This window comes from Bacteroides ihuae (genome assembly GCF_900104585.1).
GTDB classification, from domain to species: domain Bacteria; phylum Bacteroidota; class Bacteroidia; order Bacteroidales; family Bacteroidaceae; genus Bacteroides; species Bacteroides ihuae.
Window position 1 is genome coordinate 318,635 of sequence record NZ_FNVX01000005.1, and the last position, 22,547, is coordinate 341,181.

18 protein-coding genes are annotated in these 22,547 nt (G+C 38.6%); 8 read left to right on the forward strand and 10 right to left on the reverse strand.

Annotated features, from left to right (window positions below; translation table 11 throughout):
- Positions 1-12 precede the first annotated feature (12 nt).
- Together BQ5338_RS06840 and uxuA are read left to right on the forward strand one after the other, a co-directional pair.
- Complete coding sequence (locus BQ5338_RS06840; protein WP_071146093.1) at positions 13-2,184, forward strand: alpha-glucuronidase; 2,172 nt, start codon at positions 13-15, stop codon at positions 2,182-2,184.
- Positions 2,185-2,847: 663 nt separating this feature from the next.
- Entirely contained in the window at positions 2,848-4,020 is a 1,173-nt protein-coding gene (gene uxuA, locus BQ5338_RS06845) for a mannonate dehydratase (RefSeq protein WP_071146094.1), read from the forward strand.
- A gap of 185 nt (positions 4,021-4,205) precedes the next feature.
- Here uxuA and rplT read toward each other — a convergent pair whose 3' ends face one another.
- From rplT to ruvX, 7 genes are all read right to left on the reverse strand, one after another.
- Positions 4,206-4,556: a 50S ribosomal protein L20 gene (gene rplT / locus BQ5338_RS06850; protein WP_071146095.1), complete on the reverse strand. Its 351-nt coding sequence runs from the start codon at positions 4,554-4,556 to the stop codon at positions 4,206-4,208.
- A gap of 98 nt (positions 4,557-4,654) precedes the next feature.
- Positions 4,655-4,852: a 50S ribosomal protein L35 gene (gene rpmI, locus BQ5338_RS06855; RefSeq protein WP_071146096.1), complete on the reverse strand. Its 198-nt coding sequence runs from the start codon at positions 4,850-4,852 to the stop codon at positions 4,655-4,657.
- Between the two features lie 40 nt (positions 4,853-4,892).
- On the reverse strand, positions 4,893-5,555 hold the full coding sequence (infC, locus tag BQ5338_RS06860) for a translation initiation factor IF-3 (protein ID WP_078063455.1): 663 nt from the start codon (positions 5,553-5,555) through the stop codon (positions 4,893-4,895).
- Positions 5,556-5,672: 117 nt separating this feature from the next.
- Positions 5,673-7,613 (reverse strand): threonine--tRNA ligase, encoded by a 1,941-nt coding sequence (gene thrS / locus BQ5338_RS06865; RefSeq protein WP_071146098.1) that lies wholly within the window; start codon positions 7,611-7,613, stop codon positions 5,673-5,675.
- 77 nt (positions 7,614-7,690) lie between these two features.
- A complete protein-coding gene (locus tag BQ5338_RS06870; RefSeq protein WP_071146099.1) occupies positions 7,691-9,724 on the reverse strand; it encodes a tetratricopeptide repeat protein in 2,034 nt (677 codons plus the stop codon).
- Between the two features lie 198 nt (positions 9,725-9,922).
- Positions 9,923-10,477 carry a peptide deformylase gene (gene def / locus BQ5338_RS06875; protein WP_071146100.1) on the reverse strand — a complete coding sequence of 185 codons (555 nt, stop codon included), beginning with the start codon at positions 10,475-10,477 and terminating at the stop codon, positions 9,923-9,925.
- A 21-nt stretch (positions 10,478-10,498) separates the two neighbouring features.
- Positions 10,499-10,915: a Holliday junction resolvase RuvX gene (gene ruvX / locus BQ5338_RS06880; protein WP_071146101.1), complete on the reverse strand. Its 417-nt coding sequence runs from the start codon at positions 10,913-10,915 to the stop codon at positions 10,499-10,501.
- 187 nt (positions 10,916-11,102) lie between these two features.
- Here ruvX and BQ5338_RS06885 point away from each other — a divergent pair, with 187 nt between their 5' ends.
- From BQ5338_RS06885 to hemN, 6 genes are all read left to right on the forward strand, one after another.
- On the forward strand, positions 11,103-12,353 hold the full coding sequence (locus BQ5338_RS06885) for a hypothetical protein (RefSeq protein WP_071146102.1): 1,251 nt from the start codon (positions 11,103-11,105) through the stop codon (positions 12,351-12,353).
- Between the two features lie 19 nt (positions 12,354-12,372).
- Entirely contained in the window at positions 12,373-13,320 is a 948-nt protein-coding gene (locus BQ5338_RS06890) for a DUF3869 domain-containing protein (protein ID WP_078063421.1), read from the forward strand.
- Positions 13,321-13,747: 427 nt separating this feature from the next.
- Positions 13,748-14,869 carry an OmpA family protein gene (locus tag BQ5338_RS06895; protein WP_071146104.1) on the forward strand — a complete coding sequence of 374 codons (1,122 nt, stop codon included), beginning with the start codon at positions 13,748-13,750 and terminating at the stop codon, positions 14,867-14,869.
- A 212-nt stretch (positions 14,870-15,081) separates the two neighbouring features.
- Positions 15,082-17,151 carry a TonB-dependent receptor gene (locus tag BQ5338_RS06900; protein WP_071146105.1) on the forward strand — a complete coding sequence of 690 codons (2,070 nt, stop codon included), beginning with the start codon at positions 15,082-15,084 and terminating at the stop codon, positions 17,149-17,151.
- Between the two features lie 15 nt (positions 17,152-17,166).
- Positions 17,167-18,369 (forward strand): MFS transporter, encoded by a 1,203-nt coding sequence (locus BQ5338_RS06905; RefSeq protein ID WP_071146106.1) that lies wholly within the window; start codon positions 17,167-17,169, stop codon positions 18,367-18,369.
- Positions 18,366-19,736 carry an oxygen-independent coproporphyrinogen III oxidase gene (gene hemN / locus BQ5338_RS06910; protein ID WP_071146107.1) on the forward strand — a complete coding sequence of 457 codons (1,371 nt, stop codon included), beginning with the start codon at positions 18,366-18,368 and terminating at the stop codon, positions 19,734-19,736. The genes BQ5338_RS06905 and hemN overlap by 4 nt, the downstream gene beginning before the upstream one ends.
- 17 nt (positions 19,737-19,753) lie before the next feature.
- Here hemN and xpt read toward each other — a convergent pair whose 3' ends face one another.
- From xpt to BQ5338_RS06925, 3 genes are read right to left on the reverse strand one after another with little or no spacing between them, the layout of a single operon-like run.
- Entirely contained in the window at positions 19,754-20,323 is a 570-nt protein-coding gene (gene xpt / locus BQ5338_RS06915; RefSeq protein ID WP_071146108.1) for a xanthine phosphoribosyltransferase, read from the reverse strand.
- A gap of 41 nt (positions 20,324-20,364) precedes the next feature.
- Positions 20,365-20,946, reverse strand: a complete 582-nt coding sequence (locus tag BQ5338_RS06920; protein WP_071146109.1) for an indolepyruvate oxidoreductase subunit beta — start codon at positions 20,944-20,946, stop codon at positions 20,365-20,367.
- Positions 20,947-20,949: 3 nt separating this feature from the next.
- Positions 20,950-22,542 (reverse strand): thiamine pyrophosphate-dependent enzyme, encoded by a 1,593-nt coding sequence (locus BQ5338_RS06925; RefSeq protein ID WP_071146822.1) that lies wholly within the window; start codon positions 22,540-22,542, stop codon positions 20,950-20,952.
- Positions 22,543-22,547: the final 5 nt, after the last annotated feature.

Here is a 22,547-nt window from a genome sequence, read left to right on the forward strand (position 1 = left end):
GATTTAACAAAGATGAAGAAAATTCTTTTTTTGTATATATTTTGCTCTTTCTTTTTAATGATAAAAGCTGGTGAGATAGATAATCTCTGGCTTCGAATGTCTGCTAATGCAAAAGCTGAAGTAATCTGCAAAAAACAATCTCCGACATTGACTATTGCAGCTACTGAACTCAGAAAAGCATGGAGAGGTGCACCCGTTGAACTCCAAGTGCAAACAAAGAAAGAGTGGAAGAAGCTTGGAGAGGAAGGATTCACCATTCGCACATCTGCTGATGGGAAGAAGATAACTGTTGCTTCGTTTGGCGAGGCAGGTATTCTTTATGGAGTGTATCATTTACTACGCTTGCAGCAGACGGGTGAACTGACAGCTCAATTAAATATATCTGAATCTCCTTCTTACAAGATACGGGTATTGAATCATTGGGACAACCTCGATCGTACAGTGGAACGTGGGTATGCCGGTCGTTCTCTTTGGCACTGGGAACAGTTGCCAGATACACTTTCGCCGAGATATGAAGAGTATGCTCGTGCTAATGCCTCTATTGGCATTAATGCTACGGTGTTGAATAATGTGAATGCCACTCCACAAATGCTATCAAGAGAATATTTGCAGAAGGTCAAAGCTTTGGCAGGAGTGTTTCGCCCTTATGGGATTAAGGTCTATTTATCCATTAATTTTTCTTCACCTGCTGAGTTGAGTGGATTGTCAACTTCCGATCCTCTTGATACCTCCGTTAGGTGTTGGTGGAAAGAGAAAGTGAATGAGATTTATCGTTTGATTCCCGATTTCGGCGGATTTTTGGTGAAGGCTAATTCTGAAGGATTGCCTGGTCCCCAAGATTTTGGTCGTACACATGCCGATGGCGCAAATATGCTGGCCGATGCATTACAACCTCATGGAGGCATTGTGATGTGGCGTGCATTCGTTTACAGTCCGGGAGATAGTGACCGTGCCAAGCAAGCTTATCAAGAGTTTATGCCATTGGACGGTAAGTTTCGAGATAATGTAATTATACAGGTAAAGAATGGACCGATAGACTTTCAACCTCGCGAACCATTCAGTCCGTTGTTTGGTGCAATGAAACAAACAGCCGTAATGCCTGAGTTTCAGATTACGCAAGAGTATTTGGGTTTCTCCAATCATCTCGTTTATTTGGCTCCATTGTGGAAGGAATGTTTGGAAAGCGATACCTATCAACATGGGCAGGGTTCTACGGTGGCTTGTGTCACGGATGGTTCAGTCTATCCACATCAACTAACAGCTATTGCCGGAGTGGCAAATATCGGTGATGATGCTAATTGGTGTGGGCATCCTTTTGCGCAAGCCAACTGGTACGCTTTCGGCCGATTATCATGGAATAACGAACTTACTTCGGCACAAATAGCCGATGAGTGGATTAAGCAAACCTTTTCAGATAATGAAAGTCAAAATGATACAATTGGGGCTACCTCGAAGAATATAGGTTACGAATGGAAGAATGGAGCATCAAGCAGTATAAAGCCTATAAAAGGATCAATGGATTTGACTGTTGCTTCTTGGAAGACTACGTTCCTTCCTCAAGTGCGACAAATGATGCTACAATCTCGGGAAGCGGCAGTTGATTATATGATGCCGCTTGGGCTACACCACCTTTTTGCTTTCGGGCATCATTATGGTCCTGAACCTTGGTGTAATGTGCTTGGTGCACGTGCTGATTGGCTGCCCACTTATTATCATAAAGCAGATAGTGTAGGTGTGGGATTTGATCGTAGCAGTACAGGTAGTAATGCCGTTTCACAATATCAGTCGCCCTTGTGTGAGATGTATAATGATGTGCAAACTTGTCCGGAAAATCTTTTGCTTTGGTTTCATCATGTGCCGTGGAATCATAAGATGAAAAGCGGGCGTACCCTCTGGGACGAGCTTTGCTATACTTATGATCAAGGTGTGCAGCAGGCACGTTCGTTTCAGAAAACATGGGATACTATGGAGCCGTTCGTTGATTCGCAACGTTTTCACGAAGTGCAGCGTCGTTTGAAAATTCAAACGCGAGATGCTGTGTGGTGGAAAGATGCCTGTCTGCTTTACTTTCAGCAGTTCAGTTGTCATCCCATTCCCTATGATATAGAGCGTCCTGTGCATAATTTGGATAGCTTGGAACAATATCATTTAAAGATCAGCAATTATGAGAATGCTCCTATGTGAAAGTTTTAAGAGTGACTTTAGATTTAGAGCCATTTAGTTTCTCTGTTTATAAGGCTAGATTACTTGTTTAAAAAGACATGAGTCAATGGTTTGAGTCTATTTATGAAGCTAAACTCAAATATAAACAATAAATTGTAGGATTATGTACTCATGATGAGATGAATAAGTAATTTTCCGAAGCTTCTATTTCATTCATCTTTAACAGTCATGTACTCAAAAGGAGTTGAATAACCTCTATCTGTTTGATTTATCTGTAGATTATAGTAAAATTATGTACTTTCAAAGAGGTGAATAAGCAATTTCTAGGGAGTGTATTCCTTTTGTTCTCAATCCGTTATTTATTCACAAAGAGTTGAACAACCTCTATAGTTTGATTTGTATGTAGACAATAGTAAAATTAGGCACTTACAAACAGATGAATAAGCCTTCTTTTTCTTTTTGTGTAACAGTTTATTTTATAGCTTTGGGAAATTTATTATTTATATATTAGGTTTATGCCTCCAACAATAGGATGCTATATGGATTAACAGTAACAACCGGCCTAATTTTTCGAGGGAAAAGACGATATATTCCGTGATGCGATGATAAACAAGGAAAATGTATCACTTTATAGTTGACATTGGACCTATTTTAATAAGGTCAAAAGGATTAAAAGATAAAACAATGGAAAAAACATGGAGATGGTTTGGTAAGAACGACAGAATAACTCTTACTATGCTTAGACAAATAGGAGTAGAAGGCATTGTGACAGCCTTACATCAAGTGTCTAACGGAGAGGTGTGGAATCTCGACGCAATCAAAGATATGAAAGCGTATATCGAATCTTTCGGTTTGCGTTGGTCGGTTGTGGAAAGTCTGCCGGTGTCTGAAGCGATAAAATATGCGGGGCCGGAGCGTGATGCGTTAATTGAAAACTATAAGCTTAGTCTGATCAATCTGGGGCGGGCAGGAGTGAAGACGGTTTGCTATAACTTTATGCCCGTTATTGACTGGATTCGTACGGATTTGGAGCGCCCGTGGGCAGACGGAACCTCTTCCCTTTACTTTGATAAGATACGTTTTGCTTATTTTGATTGTCATATATTGAAGCGTTCCGGTGCAGAGGCCGATTATACGGATGAAGAGCTTTCCAAGGTGAACGAGCTGGCTGTCGTTATGACTCAGGAGGAGAAAGACGAGTTGGTAGACACCATCATCGTGAAAACCCAGGGGTTTGTAAATGGCAACATCAAAGAAGGTGATCAAAATCCCGTAGCCATCTTCAACCGCCTGTTAAGCCTATACCAAAGCATCGATCGTAACGGCTTGCGAGAAAATCTCCGTTACTTTTTATCTGCTATAATGCCCGTTTGTGAAGAATGGAACATCAACATGTGTATTCATCCTGATGACCCTCCTTTTCAGGTATTAGGATTGCCTCGTATTGTAACTAGTGCCGACGATATTGACTGGATCCTCCATGCAGTAGATAACTTACATAACGGGCTAACTTTTTGTGCCGGTTCACTTAGCGCTGGTCTGCACAACGATGTACCTGCTTTGGCTCGTCGTTTTGCAAAGCGTACTCACTTCGTGCATCTGCGTAGCACCAATGTTACTCCAGAGGGTAACTTCATTGAAGCCTCCCACTTAGAAGGCCGTGCTCATTTAGTGGAATTAGTTCGTATTTTTGAGAAAGAATGTTCCACTGTCCCCATGCGTGTAGATCATGGACGACTAATGCTCGATGATGCTGATAAGGGTTATAATCCTGGCTACTCTTTTCACGGTCGTATGCTAGCCTTGGCGCAGGTAGAAGGTATGATGGCTGTGGCGAAGGATGAATTACGCTCATAGAGGTTTCTGTGAGAACAAGACCTCAGTCATGTACTCCTTCTTCACTTGCGTTCATAACAAGCTTTTTAGAGTGCTTGATTAAGTTGTATCGATCCAAAGTCAAATGTATATAAAATAAAAGCGCTAGTTACTAATGAAAGTACTAGCGCTTTTTTATAAATATAAAGCTATTGACTAATATAATATTAAGCAGCTTTTGCTTTAGCTACAATAGCACTGAAAGCTTCAGGGTGATTCATTGCTAAATCAGCTAAAACTTTGCGGTTTATTTCAATGCCGGCTTTATGCAAACCACCCATTAGTTTAGAATAAGACATTCCTTCTAAACGTGCAGCAGCATTGATACGTTGTATCCAAAGTCCACGAAAGTTTCTTTTCTTATTTCTACGGTCACGAAACGCATAAGTTAAACCCTTTTCCCAAGTGTTTTTTGCTACGGTCCATACATTTTTTCTTGCACCAAAGTAACCTCTGGTCAATTTCAAAATTTTCTTTCTTCTTGCTTTTGAAGCAACATGATTTACTGATCTTGGCATAGTTTTACTCTTTTTTGAATGTTAGCGTCATAACTTCATGTTATAAACTTAAAGCTAATGCATTCGGTTAATACTTTAATAATACTTTTACGCTTTGATTACTTCATAGCTAAGAGTTCCTTAACTTGGCTCACATTTGTTGCATCAACAGTTGTAGAGTAGCACAAGTTTCTTTTTCTCTTTTTTGTTTTCTTAGTCAAAATGTGGCTGTGAAAAGCGTGCTTTCTTTTGATTTTACCTGTTCCGGTAAGAGCGAATCTTTTTTTAGAACCGGAGTTAGTTTTCATCTTTGGCATCTTACTTGTTTTTAAATTATTAATTTAATATGGCAACGCACTATACCTGCGCGTTACGCATCTCTTCGTTATCATCTTCTTCAAGACTCTTTTCAGCTTTCACGACTTTATCAGCTTTCACAACTGTGATTTTAGCTGGAGCAGGGGGAGCAGCTGAAACTACTTTTTTTTGCCCTTCTTTCTTTTTAGGAGAAAGAAAGATAGTCATTCTTTTACCTTCGAGTACAGGCATTTGATCTACTTTAGCATAGTCTTCTAAATCATTAGCAAAACGAAGTAGCAATACTTCACCCTGTTCTTTGAAAAGGATAGATCGCCCTTTAAAAAATACGTATGCCTTAACTTTGTCACCATCTTCCAAAAAGCCTTTTGCATGCTTTAGTTTGAACTCATAATCGTGATCATCAGTTTGTGGCCCAAAACGTATCTCTTTCACGTTTACTTTTACCTGTTTCGCTTTTTGTTCCTTTTGACGCTTCTTTAACTGATAAAGAAATTTAGAGTAATCAATAATACGACAAACAGGTGGTTCTGCATTAGGAGAAATCTCCACGAGATCCATTTCACGTTCTTCAGCCATTTTTAATGCCTGAAATATCGGATAAACTTTTGACTCAATATCGTCATCGCCTACAATGCGAACGTCTTTGGCTCGAATCTGCTCATTGATTCGAAATTGCCCTTTTAAGCTGTCATTTTTCATTAAAAAACGGTTACTTCCAGTTTGTTTTTTCTTTATTACCAAATTATTTTTAAAGTTAAAGTAAAAGCGGACTTTAGAACATTACTGAATGCTATGCTTTTACAATCGGCCGCAAAGTTACCACTTATTTATCATATTTAGAACTTCTTTATTCAGAATTTCGCCAAAATCCTCAAATTTCATTGTTCCTTTATCTCCTTCTCCTTGCTTTCTAACAGAGACTTCTCCATTTGCGACTTCTTTCTCCCCTACTACTAGCATGTATGGAATGCGCTTCATTTCATTATCACGTATTTTTCGACCTATTTTCTCGTTTCTTTCATCTACTATGGCACGAATATCCATTGTGTCTAAATATTTCTTCAATTCTTGCGCATAGTCATTCAATTTTTCGCTAATAGGTAAAATGGCTACTTGGTCAGGGGCTAGCCACAAAGGAAATTTACCGCCAGTGTGTTCTATTAATACTGCTACAAATCTTTCCATGGAACCAAATGGTGCACGGTGAATCATTACAGGACGATGTTTTTGATTATCGGCGCCAGTATACTCTAATTGAAAGCGTTCAGGAAGGTTATAATCTACTTGGATAGTTCCGAGCTGCCACTTACGGCCGATTGCATCACGGACCATAAAGTCTAACTTGGGTCCGTAGAATGCAGCTTCTCCTAATTCTACTTTAGCTTTTAATCCTTTTTCTTGGCAGGCCTCAACAATAGCTTGTTCAGCTTTTTCCCAATTTTCATCATTGCCAATATATTTTTCGCGATTATTAGGATCACGAAGTGATATTTGCGCTTCAAAGTTTTGGAAGTCTAGTGCTTTAAAGATAATGAAGATAATATCCATCACCTGAAGGAATTCATCTTTCACCTGATCGGGACGACAGAAAATATGTGCGTCATCTTGCGTAAAGCTACGAACTCTTGTCAGTCCATGTAATTCTCCACTTTGTTCGTAGCGATATACGGTTCCAAATTCGGCTAAGCGTAATGGCAAGTCTTTATAGGAGTGAGGCTGCCACTTGTATATCTCACAGTGGTGAGGGCAGTTCATCGGTTTAAGCAAGTATTCTTCGCCTTCTTCTGGGGTGTGTATTGGTTGAAAAGAATCTTTTCCGTATTTAGCGTAATGCCCAGATGTGATATACAGTTGTTTATTGCCAATATGAGGAGTCATTACCTGCTGATATCCAAAGCGCTTTTGAATTTTTTTCAAGAAATCTTCTAATCGCAGGCGGAGAGCAGTTCCTCTAGGCAACCACATTGGGAGACCTTTACCTACTGTTTCGGAGAACATGAATAACTCCATTTCTTTCCCTATCTTACGATGATCTCGCTTTTTGGCTTCTTCCATCATCGCTAAGTATTCATCAAGCATCTTCTTTTTGGGAAAAGTGATTCCGTAGATGCGGGTAAGCATCTTACGATCTTCATGGCCACGCCAATATGCACCAGCTACGGAAGTTAATTTTATTGCTTTAATTATTCCTGTGCTCATTAAGTGAGGGCCACGGCAAAGATCTGTAAAATTTCCTTGGGTATATGTGGTGATGCGTCCGTCTTCTAATTCTGATATTAATTCACATTTATAGGTTTCACCGCGATCACCAAATTTTTTCAACGCATCTGCTTTGCTGATGTTATTTCGTACTACCGTTTCCTTCTTTGAAGCCAATTCAAGCATTTTTGCCTCAATAGCAGTCAAGTCACCTTCTTTTATAACAGCTTCTCTCGGATCTACATCATAATAAAAGCCGCTTTCAATTGCAGGTCCAATCCCAAATTGGATGCCTGGATACAATTCTTGCAGAGCTTCTGCAAGTAAATGAGCACTAGTGTGCCAAAAAGCATGCTTGCCTTGCTCGTCTTCCCATTTATAAAGAACCACAGAGGCATCTTCGTTTATTGTGCGACCTAAATCATACGTTTCGCCATTAACGCCGCAAGCCAATACATCTTGCGCTAAACGAGAACTTATACTTTCTGCTATTTGCAGACCGTTGACCCCTTCGTTATATTCACGAATAGAGCCATCAGGAAATGTTATTTTTATCATATATTGTGTTATATTTCCGTTTTAGCACGCAAAAATAATTAAATCTTTTAAGTATTTTGTTTTTTTATAGAGAAATGTTACTCTGTTTGTTCAGTAAAACGTTTAATAATATTATAAGCCGAAGCAATACCCAATTCCCCTGCTTTACTTAGATCAGTAATACCTTTTTTATTATTGCCTAGGAAAATCTGCGTTAGCCCTCTATTGAAATAGGCTTCAGCAAAATCCTTGTTTAGTCCGATGGCCTTATCATAGTCGGCAATTGCTGCACGATAATCTTTAAGCATTGCAAGCACATTAGCACGGTTGTAATAGGCGTACACAAAGTCTGGTTCTAAAGCAATTACGTGGTCCAAATCACTTTTAACCATATCGTAATCTAGTGCCAATACTTCTGGCTTTCTTTCCAAGCTTATTGCAGCAACAGTGTTCGATAAATCGTCTTTTGATTTTTGATATTCTAATTGCTTGCATCTCACTAAAGCACGCATGAAATAGGCCGGAAAAAAGGTGTTGTCAAGCAGAATTGTTTGCGTTAAGTCTTCGATAGAATTCGTGAAGTCTTGAACTAAATAGAAATCAAGAGAACGAGAAAAACGCCTTCGGGCATCTTTGGGTTGTTGAACAATATCGGAGGTATGAGTATCTATTAGAGAAAAGTGGAATCTTACTTGCTCTTCTGTCAAAGGGGACTCAGCATTGGTGATATATAAACGCTTAGGCAATACATTGGTGCGATTCAAATCATCAATATATTTGTGATAGTGAATGGTTCGTTTTACTTCACTTGCTTTCTCATAATAAGTAAGTAGATACATTGGCTCCATTTGAATTTCGACATTCCGGTCTTGTACCTTGCCGCGATAGTCACTCTTATATTGTTTCTCAGCTTCCGAATCGTCGGCAATAACTATTTTGCCATAATTTTCCATATTCTTATCTGACTTTTTACGAGTTTTGTTGTTATCCTTGTTTTTGTCAGTAGAATCTTTCTGGGAGTTTTTATTTGATGCAGTTAAGCCATTTTGCTTATCTAATTGCATCTTCAATACTTTGAATTCGTCACGCTCTGCCCCATTACGATCGCCTATTTTTCTTCTTGCTTCTGCTCGATTATAGTACCCAGCTAAGAAATTTGGATATTCATTAATAACAGTTGTATAATCTTTAATGGCTCCACGCAAATCTCCTGTTTGTGCTTTTAATAAACCTCTATTAAAAATAGCCATCATATTCTTAGGCTCTATTTTAATAACAAAATCGAAATCCTCAATGGAGCGATTGTCATCGCCTACTTGTGCTCGAAGTAATCCTCTATTATAATGCCCAATGAAGTTGCTTGGTTCTATGTCAAGTGCTACGTCATAATCCTGCATAGCTCCTCTTAGATTGTTTTGATGGAAACGCGCTAAAGCTCGATTTATATAATTGCCCGCATTTTTGGAACTTAAATGTGTTGCATTGTCTAAGTCGGACTCAGCAGCAGCATATTTCCCTTGTTGTAATTTTATGATAGCACGTGATGACCATGCATCAGGACTGTATTTATCCATTTTAATGGCTAAATCAAAGTCTTGTAAAGCACGAATAGTATCTTTTTGCTTTAGTGATACTTCGCCACGCATTAAATAGGCTTGCGTGTATGTAGGTGCAATTGCTATAAGTTTACTTAGATCATTTTCAGCTTCCTTATAATCTTCTTTTTGAATATGACATAGTGTCAAATTATGCCACAATGTTACATTTTCAGGTTCGTGCTCTATTGCCTTCTTATAATCTTCAATTGCTCCATCGAATTTGTTCTGTTTAATTCGAGCAAGGCCACGTATTTGATAGGCTCCTATTACAAAAGGATTTCTTTGAATGGCAGCATTGCAATCAGCTTCTGCTCCTTGATAATCATCTAGATTTATTTTTGCTAAACCTCTAAAAAAATAGGGCTCGTATAAATAAGGTTTTGCATTAATTACTTGATTAAAGTACTGAATAGAAAGCACATAATCTTCAAAATAAAGTGCATTACGGGCAATAGTCATGACCCGTTCTGTGTTTATTTGGGCAGCAATAAGAGTCGGAAATAGCAGTAGAGCTAATATTATTTTTTTTGCCATTGATCTTTATATACTTTTGTGAGCGTAGCAAAAGTAGTATTTTTCATTCATCTAATAGATTCAAAGGCTCATTTTTTATCTTTTTTGACTAAATTAAAGCTCGTTTGGATTGTACTGGTCGAATATTCACATATTTAAAGATCAACAGGACTAATATCTTTAGATTATGCCTGTTGATTATTAAAATATCTTCTGTTCTTATTTTACTGTTTTCACTTTGTAGGAACAATGAGCTTTGCCTTTTAACATGGCATTTAGTTTTCCTTTAATCATCTGTTTGCGCAAAGGAGAAAGATGGTCTATAAACATTTTCCCATCAAGATGATCAAATTCGTGTTGCATGACTCTTGCTAAATATCCTTCTACCCATTCATCATGTTCGGTGTAATTGCTATCAAGGTACTTAACGTGAATTCTATTTTTTCTTTTTACATTTTCGTGAATTCCGGGTAAACTTAAGCAGCCTTCTTCAATGGATACGTCTTCTCCGGTAAATTCTAATATATGTGCGTTGATGTACGCTTTACGAAAATCTTTATACTCGGGATGTTCTTCGGACAGAGGATCTAAATTGATAACAACAACGCGGATAGGTAAACCAATTTGTGGTGCTGCAAGCCCTACTCCGTCAGCTTTATCCATTGTTTCGAACATATTCTCAATGAGCTCATTTAATTTGGGATAATCTGGGGTTATGTCATCAGCCACTTTTCTTAATACTGGCTGTCCATATACATAAATAGGTAAAATCATATTTCTTGCAAAAAGTTTTAATTAGTAACGTTTACTTTCGAGGTATGTTTGTAAAATAATAGTGGCGCTTATTTCATCTACCAATGATTTATTTTGTCTATCTTTTTTTTTCAATCCAGCTTCAAGCATGGTTCGATGGGCTAAGACAGAGGTAAAGCGTTCATCAACAAGCTCAATGGTCATATCAGGTATCTTTTTTCTAAGATTATTAATAAAAGGCCTTATGTATTGCATACTCTCAGATACTTCGTTATTCATTTGTCTGGGTAAGCCAATAATGATGCACTCAACAGGTTCTTCTTTAATATATTTCAGTATAAAATCTAACAATTCATTGGTTGCGACAGTGGTCAAACCGCCTGCAATAATTTGCATTGTATCCGTAACAGCGATGCCGGTACGCTTTCTGCCATAATCAATAGCTAAAATTCTACTCATAATTCGTATGCAAAATTACAATATAATTTCAAAATTTATAGTATTTGTAGATGAAAAACGAAAAAAAGAAAAGAAAATTGGACGAAACCATTTTGTTTTCATGTAAAAATACTAGGATTTATAAAAAAATGTCTAAATTTGCATAATTATCTTGGATGTCCTGACCTTATTACTTTATATTGATAGAATGAAACGAAAAGGCTTTGGCTCAAACGAAACAAATAGAATTCGTAAGCATGCAATAAAAATATTTCTCTTCCACATCTGCTTCCTTTCAATGAAAGGATATTGTCAGAATGGCGAGATCACCGTTAGTGCATTAGCTAAAATGGGATTTGAAAATATTAGTTGGCATGAAGATGATACAGAAAGGTCTTTTGCTATCGAGAATTCGTCTTACCGCTTAAGTGGTGTTGGTATCGCTAGAGCTATAGATCAGATACAACAAACGGGGCTACCTCAAAATAAGAATTGTCGTCTAATTATTTTAGATAACAATATACCGCAGCTTTCCTTATATTATCAATCTTCGCTGAATGATAGTACTTCCATTGTGAGGCGGGAAGATTGGGTAGCTACTTATGAGCTGGGAAGTAACTGGGATAAGATAAAGAATTTGAAGAGGGGGAATAGCTCTTTGTATAAATTTGATATAGTGGTATATCCAGAATTTAGTTATCAAAACTATAAACTATCTAGAGTTTACGACATTCTACTTAACCTCTCTCCAGCTGTTGAAGTTTCATTATGGAGAGGAATGAAATTTACTGGCCAAATAGTTCTACCAATAGTTAATGACTATGGCCTTCGGTATGAGCAAGTGAGGCCTGGTTTTTTAACCCTTTCTCAATCGTTCCGTTTACCCCTGCGAACTCTTTTAACTTCCTCCGTGGGCTTTTTTAATAGTTTTCGTTGGGGAATTGATGTAAGAGCTAAACATTTCTTACAGGATGAACGTTTCTCTTTGGAGGGAAGGCTTGGTTATACTGGGCGAGGATATTTTGAGAACTGGGCTTATTACCACGGAAATAAATGGCTTTTAACAGGAAACTTAGGAGGAAATTTTTATTGGGCTAAATATAACACACAGTTTGGCTTGAAAGGCGAAAGATACTTGGAAGGAGAATATGGAGTACGATTTGATATGACCCGACATTTTCGTTATGCTTCTGTCGGTTTTTATGCTATGAAGGTTGAGCATGCCGGCAACAATGGGCTTAATGGAGGCTTTCGTTTTCAAATAGCCTTACCTCCTTATAAATATAAGAGAAAAGGATATATTCCTAGGATTGTGACTTCAAAAAACATGGGGATTAGCTACAATGCGGGTAATGAAAGAACTTACGGGAAAGGTTATAAGTCCCAAGCTAGTGATAACATGATGCAAGATAATAGTTTTAACCCGTATTTTATTAAATCAGAATTATTGAATTATTAATTTTATTAAAATTATTGAGATGAAAATGAAAGGTAAATTTTTCGGTTATAGCGCTAAGTTGGCGTTAGCCGTATTGGCAGTTTTCGGTACGATGTTTACTAGCTGCTATGAAAAAGAAGAGGTTGACACAACTACAGTTAACCCGGCAGCGTATTATGTTGTTGGATCAATTTCTGATGGTTCTGATGGACAACCTATTTCAACTGCGACTGTAAAAATTGATGATGCTGTGGTTGCATTAACAAATGGTGCTTTTATCCAGCAAGTAACTACTTCAGGTGCTCACACTGTTTCTGTCGCTGCTGAAGGATATTATGATGTTACAAAAACGGTATATTGTGTTGTCGTGGCAGATGGGCAAACGAGTTTTGCTGTTGCTGATATAGCATTGTTTACTCCTGACTCTCAAGCAACGTCACCTACTGAAGTAACAACTCCTTCAGCAAATGATATTACTGCTGAGATGCAAACGGTAGTTAAGGATAATTTCATTCCTACGACAGCACCGACTGGTACTACTATGGGAGCATCAACTATTGATGTTACTGATGGAACCATTGTAATTACAACTCCATTGACATTGAACACAGCTACTGTTGACCCTATAGAAGTTAGTTATACTTATAATGAAGGGTTCTCATTTACAGAAACACCAACTACAAGAGCCGTAACTGATTTAGATCAATTTATTGCAAATGTGGCTAGACAGCTTAATAAGGCATATGGTTTGACAAGAGTAACAAAAAATACAACTCTATATGAAGGAGGTAACTCTATTTACGGTTATAATATTATTTATACTATTAAGCTCCAAGAATACATTTTTCTGATTAACAATATTAATTGGGGAGGTACAGCTACTTGGCAATCTAGCGTAAGTATTGTTCCTTTAGTTGATACTCATGACAGTCATGATACTCACGGAGGTTCTACTAATGCAGGTGGTGGTGCAGGTGGTGCTGAATAAAAAAGGAAAGATACCGTATATAAATTGAATCAAAAGTGAAGAATACTGGAAGTGATATAGGAACGCTTTATTTCAATAAAATGTTTTTTACTTTAGTATTCCATATCTTCGGTTCAATTAATATGCGGCGTAACCGGTTTTACTGTATACTCTGTTTGTATAAAATGTGAGAGAATAAAAGAGTAATCTCGGTGCTAACTTTGTGAACAAGGAGATAACTCCTCCTATGGCCGTCCCATAAGTGTCTTGCTTTATTGGCGTTTGGTGAGGGCCATTTGCTTCTTAGCCGCTTACATACATAGATAAAAATGTAAAAGATGGAATCTTTTACTAGAAGAGAAATTTTCTCTTAAATCTATTTTTGAAGTAAGTAATGGTCGAGGCAAGTAATAGTGAAAAGAGTTAAATATTTAAAATATAATAAACAATGAAAAGTAAAATAGCAATATTATCTTTATTCTTGGTTGGAGCTTCAACAGCTATGGCTCAAAATGAAGGTGCAAAAGAAAGGTACTATTCTGAGAGATTTAAGGATAATATCTTTATCAGTGCTGGAGTTGGAGCTCAAGGCAGTGTCAATCCAGACAACTTTGATTATGGCTTTGGACATGCCATAACTCCACTGATTAGTATATCTGTGGGTAAATTAATTAATCCAGTATGGGGTGTTCGTGGTCAGTTTGCTGGAATGTGGTCAACATTGTATTCAAAGTATAATTCAGCAGGAACCTATGAAGAAATAAAAAACAAGAAATATCTGACGCTACATGCTGATGCTCTATTAAATCTAACAAACCTTGTTGCTGGATATAAAGAAGATCGCTTGTTCACTATTTCTACATTTGCAGGCCCTGGATTAACTTTTGCAAAAGCTTTTGGTAATCAAAGAAAGATTAATGCCTTGATCAATGGTTCTGTCGGTTTGATGGGACAATTTAATGTCAATAAGTATTTTGATATTAATATTGAAGCCAGAGGAGAAGTTTCACCTTCTATGTTTGGTAAGCAAAGTAGTGCATATACTGACGGAGCTGTTTCTTTGACTGCTGGTGTTACCTATACTTTTGGTGGAAAGAAATTTGTAACTTGTCCTAAAATTGATGAATCTGCAATCAATGATGAAGTTAACAGATACAGAAGTGAACTGGCTGATGCTCAAGCTGATTTAGCAAAGGCTAAGAATGCTCTTGCTAATGTAAAACCTGTAACTACAGAAGTTGTTAAAGAAGTATCTGTAGCAGGTCCACGCGCTGTATTCTTCGAAATTGGAAGATCTAAGATCAGTGATCGCGGTATGGTTAACTTGCAGATGGCTGCGAAAATTATTAAAGCGAATCCAGGCAAGAAATATAAAATTGCAGGATATGCAGATAAAGCAACTGGTAGCGCTAAGTTGAACCAAAAACTAAGCGAAAAACGTGCTAAGGTTGTTTATGAAGCTCTTATTAAAGAAGGTGTAGCTTCTGAGCAATTAGAGTTAATCGGTTTCGGTGGAACAAGCAATATGTTTAGCAAAGATTATCTTAATCGTGTTGTAATTCTGGAATGAAATAGAAAAGAGCGCTTTTAGCTCATAGAAGAAGCGGTATACTTATTTTAAGTATACCGCTTTTTTTTGACCTGTTTTTCTGTTATAGGTTAACTTGAGTAGCTTACACATTTCTTGTAAAAGAGATAAATGCTCACTCTAAATCCTAATTAATGAGGATTGTATGGCAAAATTGAATTATGTAATTTTGCAGTCTAATTTAGAAAGATCGAATGAGAACATTTACATTATTCCTTTTAATACTTTTTTGTGCCAACTCATGGGGAAAAACGGCCGTTATTGATTCTATTTTAGCCGATTCAGCTATTCATCTTCGCGTGATGCTCAATGAAGTACTTATTTCTTCTTATAAAGAAAAAAAGAATCTTGGTGAAATACCTGCTTCCGTTTCTCTTCTTTCAATTCACAATCTGAACACAAATAACATTGTTGACCTAAAAGAAATTAGTGCTTATATTCCTAATCTTTATTTTCCTGATTACGGTTCTAAGTTGACTTCTCCGGTATATATACGCGGCATTGGTTCCAAAATAAATTCACCTTCAGTTGGGCTCTATGTTGATGGTGTGCCTTTCTTCGATAAGTCTGTTTTTGACTTTGATATGAATGATGTAAATCGAATTGAAGTACTTCGTGGTCCACAAGGAACCCTCTACGGTCGTAATACGATGGGAGGGATTATCAATGTCTATACAAAGAATCCCTTGGATTATCAGGGAGTCAATTACAGACAGTTACTAGGCAATTATGGACAAACACAATTCTCTGGAAGTTATTATGGTAAGACTTCTGATAAATTCGGTTACTCTGTTTCTGCCAAGTATAAACATAATAATGGTTTCTTTAAAAATGATTATACCGGAAGTGATGCGGATGATCTAAATTTAGTTTCGGGAAGAGCCAAACTAATCTGGAAAAGTGATTGTGGGCTGGAAACAAACTTCTTTGCAAATTATGAATATACCGATCAAGGTGGTTATCCGTATGGCTTGATTGATCCCGAAACGGGTAAGATAGGACACGTGAATTACAATGATTATAGTTCCTATCGTCAGGGAGTGCTGACAAGCGGTTTGACTTTTGATTATGATTTTGAGCATTTTCAGGTAAAATCTGTTACAGGATACCAGAACTTAGATGACAGACAAGCCATTGATCAAGACTTTACTACTGCATCGCTTTATTTTGTTACTCAGAAGCAACAACAGCATCAGTTCTCGCAAGAGTTTGAAATGCGCTCCAAAGGAAATGGTCGTTACTCATGGCTGAATGGCCTCTTTGGATTTTATCAAATGAGTGACCGCTCTGTGCTGGTTGCAACTACGTTGAAAGAGTATGATGAGCCAAACTATGGCATCGCTTTCTATCATCAATCCACAGTGAAAGACTTGCTCATTAAAAATTTATCCATGACATTGGGTTTGCGTTTCGATTATGAGAAGGCCAAGCAGGATTATACTTCATCAAAAGTGGCTGACGGACAAAAAACTCAGGTTACCCACTTGAATGATGGCAAGAATTTTACTCAGGTTACCCCGAAATTATCTCTTCAATATCAGTTTGATCCTCGTAACATGATTTATGCAACTACCACAAAAGGATATAAGACAGGAGGTTTCAACACTACCTTTAGTGCAGACAATGAGCGTACCTTTTCTCCTGAATATAGTTGGAACTATGAAGTGGGTAATCGTTTCTCTGTGCTGAACAATAGAATATACGGAGATCTGGCCCTGTTCTATATCGATTGGAAACATCAACAAATTTCACATCCCTTGGCTACCGGCAAAGGTTCTCTGCTTGCTAATGCGGGTAAATCATATAGTAAGGGAGTTGAGTTAACGCTTAATGGAAGAGTTACTAACGCCTTGAATTTACAGCTAAGTTACGGTTATACAGAAGCTAAATTTCGCACTTATGTTAATGGAGATGCGGACTATTCAGGAAACTATATTCCCTATGTGCCTAATCAGACTTTGATGCTTGGTGGAGACTATACGTTAAACTTGAATTCAAGATGTATTGACAGACTTTGCTTTTCTGCCCAATATACAGGAACAGGAAAACATTACTTTAATGATGATAACTCAGTGAAACAAGGATTTTATGGAGTGCTTAATGGTAAAGTATCTGCCTCAAAGAAGTTCTTGACAGTTGATTTGTGGATAAAGAATGCTACTTCCAGAGAATATATGGCTTTTTACCTCAGCTCGTTGGGAAATAATTTTGCTCAGAAAGGAAAACCCCTTACCTTTGGTACCACAATTTCATTGACATTATAACGAGTAAAATAAAGAATGGCAGATAAACAGGCTAATAAGCTCTTTACCTTTTTGTCACTATACATTGCGCAGTCTGTGCCAATGAGTCTTTTCAGTACGCTACTGCCCGTATTGATGCGACAAGAGAATTTTTCACTTACGGCTATTGGGATGCTGCAACTTATTAAACTTCCCTGGATTTTGAAATTTTTGTGGGCACCAGTTGTCGATAGGAAAACTTCCGGTTTGGCAACATACAAACGCTGGATTTTCTCTTCAGAAATAGTCTATGCCGTTCTTATTTTTATGCTGGCTTTTCTTGATTTGAAAGCAAATTTCGCTGTAGTCTTATGCCTTATCATCGTATCCTTTATTGCTTCCGGTACGCAGGATATTGCCACTGATGCTTTAACAACACTTTCATTTCCGAAGAAAGATAGAGGACGTGCAAACAGTATGCAGAGCATGGGCAGCTTTATTGGTTCTTTGGTTGGAGGTGGTTTGCTACTGGTTCATTACAAACTCATGGGGTGGACAGGTCTGTTACTTGGGCTTTCAGCTTTCGTTCTTCTTATGCTTATTCCTTTGTTTCTTTATCGCGATCATACCTTTATTTCGCGTGCCGGGCGAATCCCTATCAGTATGAAAGACCTGTACCTCTTCTTCCGTCAACGTAGAATAGGGTCGCAATTAACTTTCCTCTTTCTTTTTAATTCCGGACTGATTGGAACCCTGACCATGCTAAAACCATGGATGGTAGATTTAGGTTACCCGATTGCTGATATTGGTTTTATGTTTAGCGTTTTTGGGTCGCTTTGCGGATGTTTAGGTTCCTATGTAAGCGGACATATTATTCGTAGATGGGGGAGGGGACATGCGGCTACTCTTTTTGCTACTTCTGTTTTGTGCACCACTCTCTTGTTTGTCTTTGTTTCCTTGATGGAGAATGTGGGCGATATTGCACTCTATATTGTCATCTTTTGCTTGTGGTTTAGTTATGGACTCTCTACTGTTTTGGTTTATACCGTAGCCATGGACTATGTAAGGGTAGGTCGTGAAGGTACCGACTTCACCTTGCAAATTGTGATTCTGCATTTCAGCAGTATGATTGTAGCCGTAGGAAGTGGCAAGTTGGCCGATTGTGTGGGATATAGTAATCTATTTCTGGTAGAAGTCGGACTATCCCTAATCTCTTTACTCTTTATCTGGTTTTACTTTAGAAAAATATTGCGTATATGAAATCTGATTTGCTTTTAAAATACAATGTTCCTACGCCTCGCTATACAAGCTATCCACCAGCCAATTATTTTCATGAAGGGTATACCTCCAATGATTATACTGAGGCAGTGATCGCTTCTAATCAGGAACATCCTGATTATATTTCATTCTATATCCATATTCCTTTCTGCCCACGTTTGTGCCATTACTGCGGATGTAATTCTTACCCAATGGCAAAGAAAGATGTAGTAGCTGCGTATGTGGATGCGGTGAAAAAGGAAATTATGCAGGTGTTGCCACTTCTAGATAAAAGCAGAAAAATATCCCAGATACATTATGGAGGTGGAACACCAACAGCCATTCCGCTGCATTACCTCAAAGAAATTAATGAATTACTTCTTTCATCATTCGCTTGTATTGAGCATCCTGAGATTGCGATCGAATGTCATCCGGGTTATTTGAACGAAAAGCATTGGCTGCAATTGCTTGAAGCGGGATTTAATCGTTTTAGTATTGGCGTGCAAGACTTTGATACAGAAGTACTCCAAATCTCTAATCGCACTCCATCTCTTCTGGCCGTGGAAGAAATTTTCTCTATACTGCGTTCTCACAACGTGAAGATCAATATGGACTTTATCTACGGCCTGCCCAAACAAACAATAGAAGGATTTGCACAGACGATACGGAAAGCCGCAACTCTGAACCCCGATAGACTAGTTACCTTTTCTTATGCTCATGTTCCATGGGTAAATAAAAACATGTTGAAACTGGAGGAAGCAGGATTACCTTCTGCGGAAGACAAAAGCATGATGTATAGAAAAACGATAGACATACTTACAGGCTGTGGATATAAACCTGTCGGCCTCGATCACTTCGTGCAGCCGGATGATGCCTTGTATGTTGCTCTTCAGAGCGGCATGCTTCATCGCAACTTTCAGGGATATTGCACGCGTGCCACTACCGGACAAGTCTATGCTTTTGGTGTAACGGCTATTAGCCAGCTCTCTTCTGCTTATTGTCAGAATGTGCGAGGCATCGAAGAATATATAGGGATTGTCAACAGAGGCTACTTGCCTGTCATGCGTGGTTATGCGCTCAACAAGGAAGAGCAGTTGGCTCGTGAGGTTATTACTGCGTTGATGTGCAATAATCGTATGAACTGGAAAGAACTTTCGGAACATATCGGCCTGGATGTAGAAACCATTCAGACCGATATCTCTTATGACCCAAGTAAACTGGAGGAGATGAAGAATGATGGTATCATAACTTATACTCCTGAAGAAATAAACATAACAGATGACGGCATGCTTTATATTCGCAATGTAGCGGCTGTTTTTGACCCATTGATGCGAAATGGAGCTTCAAAAAGATTTTCCAAACCTGTGTAAGTCATCTGTGTGTTCTACTATTCTTTTATCTTGATTTGGCAATTGGACAGATCTTCTATTATGGCTAAAGATTCTACTCGTACCCCTTTTTCCTCGAGCATCTTTCGTCCGTTTTGGAATGCTTTCTCTATGATAAATCCCATTCCAACCAGTTGTGCTCCCGATTGTTTCATCAGATCGATAACACCTAAGGCAGCATTTCCATAGGCTAAAAAGTCATCGACGAACAGTACTTTGTCATTCGGAGTGAGAAAATCCGAACTGATAACGACTTCATAGTCACGGTCTTTGGTAAACGAATGAACAGTGGTGATTAATGCATTTTGTATTGTCTTTGGAGATTTTTTCTTTGCAAAGACCACAGGAAGATCCATGAGATACCCCGTCATAATAGCAGGAGCAATGCCGCTAGCTTCAATGGTCATTATCTTGTTAACTCCGCTTGAAGCAAAAAGCCGTGCAAACTCATCACCGATAGATTTCATTAATCTAGGATCCATCTGGTGGTTAATAAAACTGTCTACTTTCAGGATACCCCCTTCAAAACACTTTCCGTCTTGCAGGATTCTTTCTTTTAATAATTGCATATTTAGTTTATTTATTGCTTCTGTTTATATCACTCACGCTTTTACATCATTTTTTCTGCAATCTCTTTTCCGGCAGCTAATGCTTTAAGGTTAAGTTCTATAATTTCAGAGCCTTTACGTTCAAAAATCTCACGAATACTATCTTGTATCTTAGCATAATCTATTCCCAAGAAAGGTATTGTAGCTCCCAATAATACGATATTTGCTACTCGTGCAGAACCTACTTCTTTGGCCACTTCATCTACGTTGAGTATTATTTTGTGAGGCAGCTTATTTATTTCCGCCATTACCCGTTCTTTGTCGGGATAGTTCGGAATGTTGATAAGAGGAGTCTCATTTGTAACCATCCAGCCATCAACACTGAGATAGGGGAGGTACCTAAGCCCTTCCATTGGCTCAAGCGAAATGATCAGATCGCATTTACCCGATGGAATTAAATCAGAAGCGATGGGGCAGTCACTTATTCGCAAATTCGATTGCACATCGCCACCACGCTGACTCATACCGTGCACTTCCGCCTGTTTCATATGAAGCCCCTCTTTTAAGGCAGCTTTACCTATTACTGTGGCAATAGACAAGATACCTTGTCCACCTACGCCTGATAGTATAATATCCTTTTTCATGGCTTATTTATTCCTTTTTTTGCGTGCTAATGTTTGTATACAATCTCTACGAGGGATAATTACAGAAACACCCTTGTAATCAATTTCCTCTCGTATCATTTGCTTCATCTCTTCGTAATTCTTCTTCAGTGGAACGATGATGCGGATGTGTTCAGGCTCTACTCCGAGGCCCGCACAAATAGCTTCCAAGCGTCCTGTACCGGCGGAATCCTGTCCTCCCGTCATTGCAGTCGTCTCGTTGTCAGATATGATGATGGTAACATTAGCCTTCTCATTAACACAGTCGAGCAATCCCGTCATACCCGAATGAGTAAAAGTAGAATCGCCGATAACAGCAACTGCCGGGTGGAGACCTCCATCAGAAGCTCCTTTGGCCATTGTGATAGAAGCTCCCATGTCTACACATGAGTCGATGGCATGAAAAGGAGCACTCGCTCCTAGTGTGTAGCAACCGATATCGCTAAATACTTTATGAGTAGGATATTCCTCTTTTAATACCTCCGTCAAAGTTGTGTACATATCTCTATGACCACAACCTTCGCAAAGTGCAGGTGGTCGCATTTCTACGATGCCGGGTATTGTGAAGTACGATTTATTTTCTTTTCCTATGGCACGAGCCACCGTATCAGGATTTAGCTCACCATCCTGAGATAAAGTTCCGTCCAGTCTTCCCTTTATCTTCAATCCCATGCCCAGATATCCTTTCAACTGCTTTTCTACAAATGGTTGCCCATCTTCCAAGATTAGAATCTCGTCGCATACTTCAACCAATTGTTTCAACTGTTTTTTAGGCAATGGATACTGCCCGATCTTTAACACCGGATACTCACATCCTTCCGGATAGTTCTCCATCAAGTAGTTATATGCGATGCCACAGGCTATGATACCTGTTTTTTTGTTTGCCCCGTCAATGTATAAGTTATAGGGAGATTCTTCTGAAGCCTTTATAAATTCATCTTGTTTGGCAAGGAGCATTTTGTATCGTTTACGGGCATTCCCGGGGAGTAAGATGAATTGTCGCGGATCTTCTCCGAAAGAAATATTGTTTTGAGGCATTTGAGTTTTACGTTCCACACCAGAACGAGAATGTGCCAATCGCGTCACCATGCGTAATAGCAACGGCTCTCCTGTTTTTTCAGAAAAGTCAAATCCGCTATACACCATGTCGTAAGCCTCTTGCTGATTACTTGGTTCAAACATCGGAATCAGTGAGAAATCCCCATAAAAGCGGCTGTCCTGTTCATTCTGTGAAGAATGCATGCTTGGATCATCCGCAGCAACCACAATCAGTCCCCCATTAACTCCCGTAACAGCTGAGTTAATAAAGCAATCAGCAGCCACATTCAGTCCAACATGCTTCATACAAACCAATGCCCTTTTACCCACAAATGACATTCCCAATGCCGCTTCCATAGCCGTTTTCTCATTAGCCGACCAACGGTTGTGTATATTCTTCTCTTTCGTAATAGAAGCACCCTGAATATATTCCGTAATCTCGGTAGAAGGAGTTCCGGGATACGCATATACGCCCGAAAGTCCCGCATCTAAAGCTGCTTGAGCGATAGCTTCATCTCCGAGTAAAAGTTGTTTGTTCATATCGT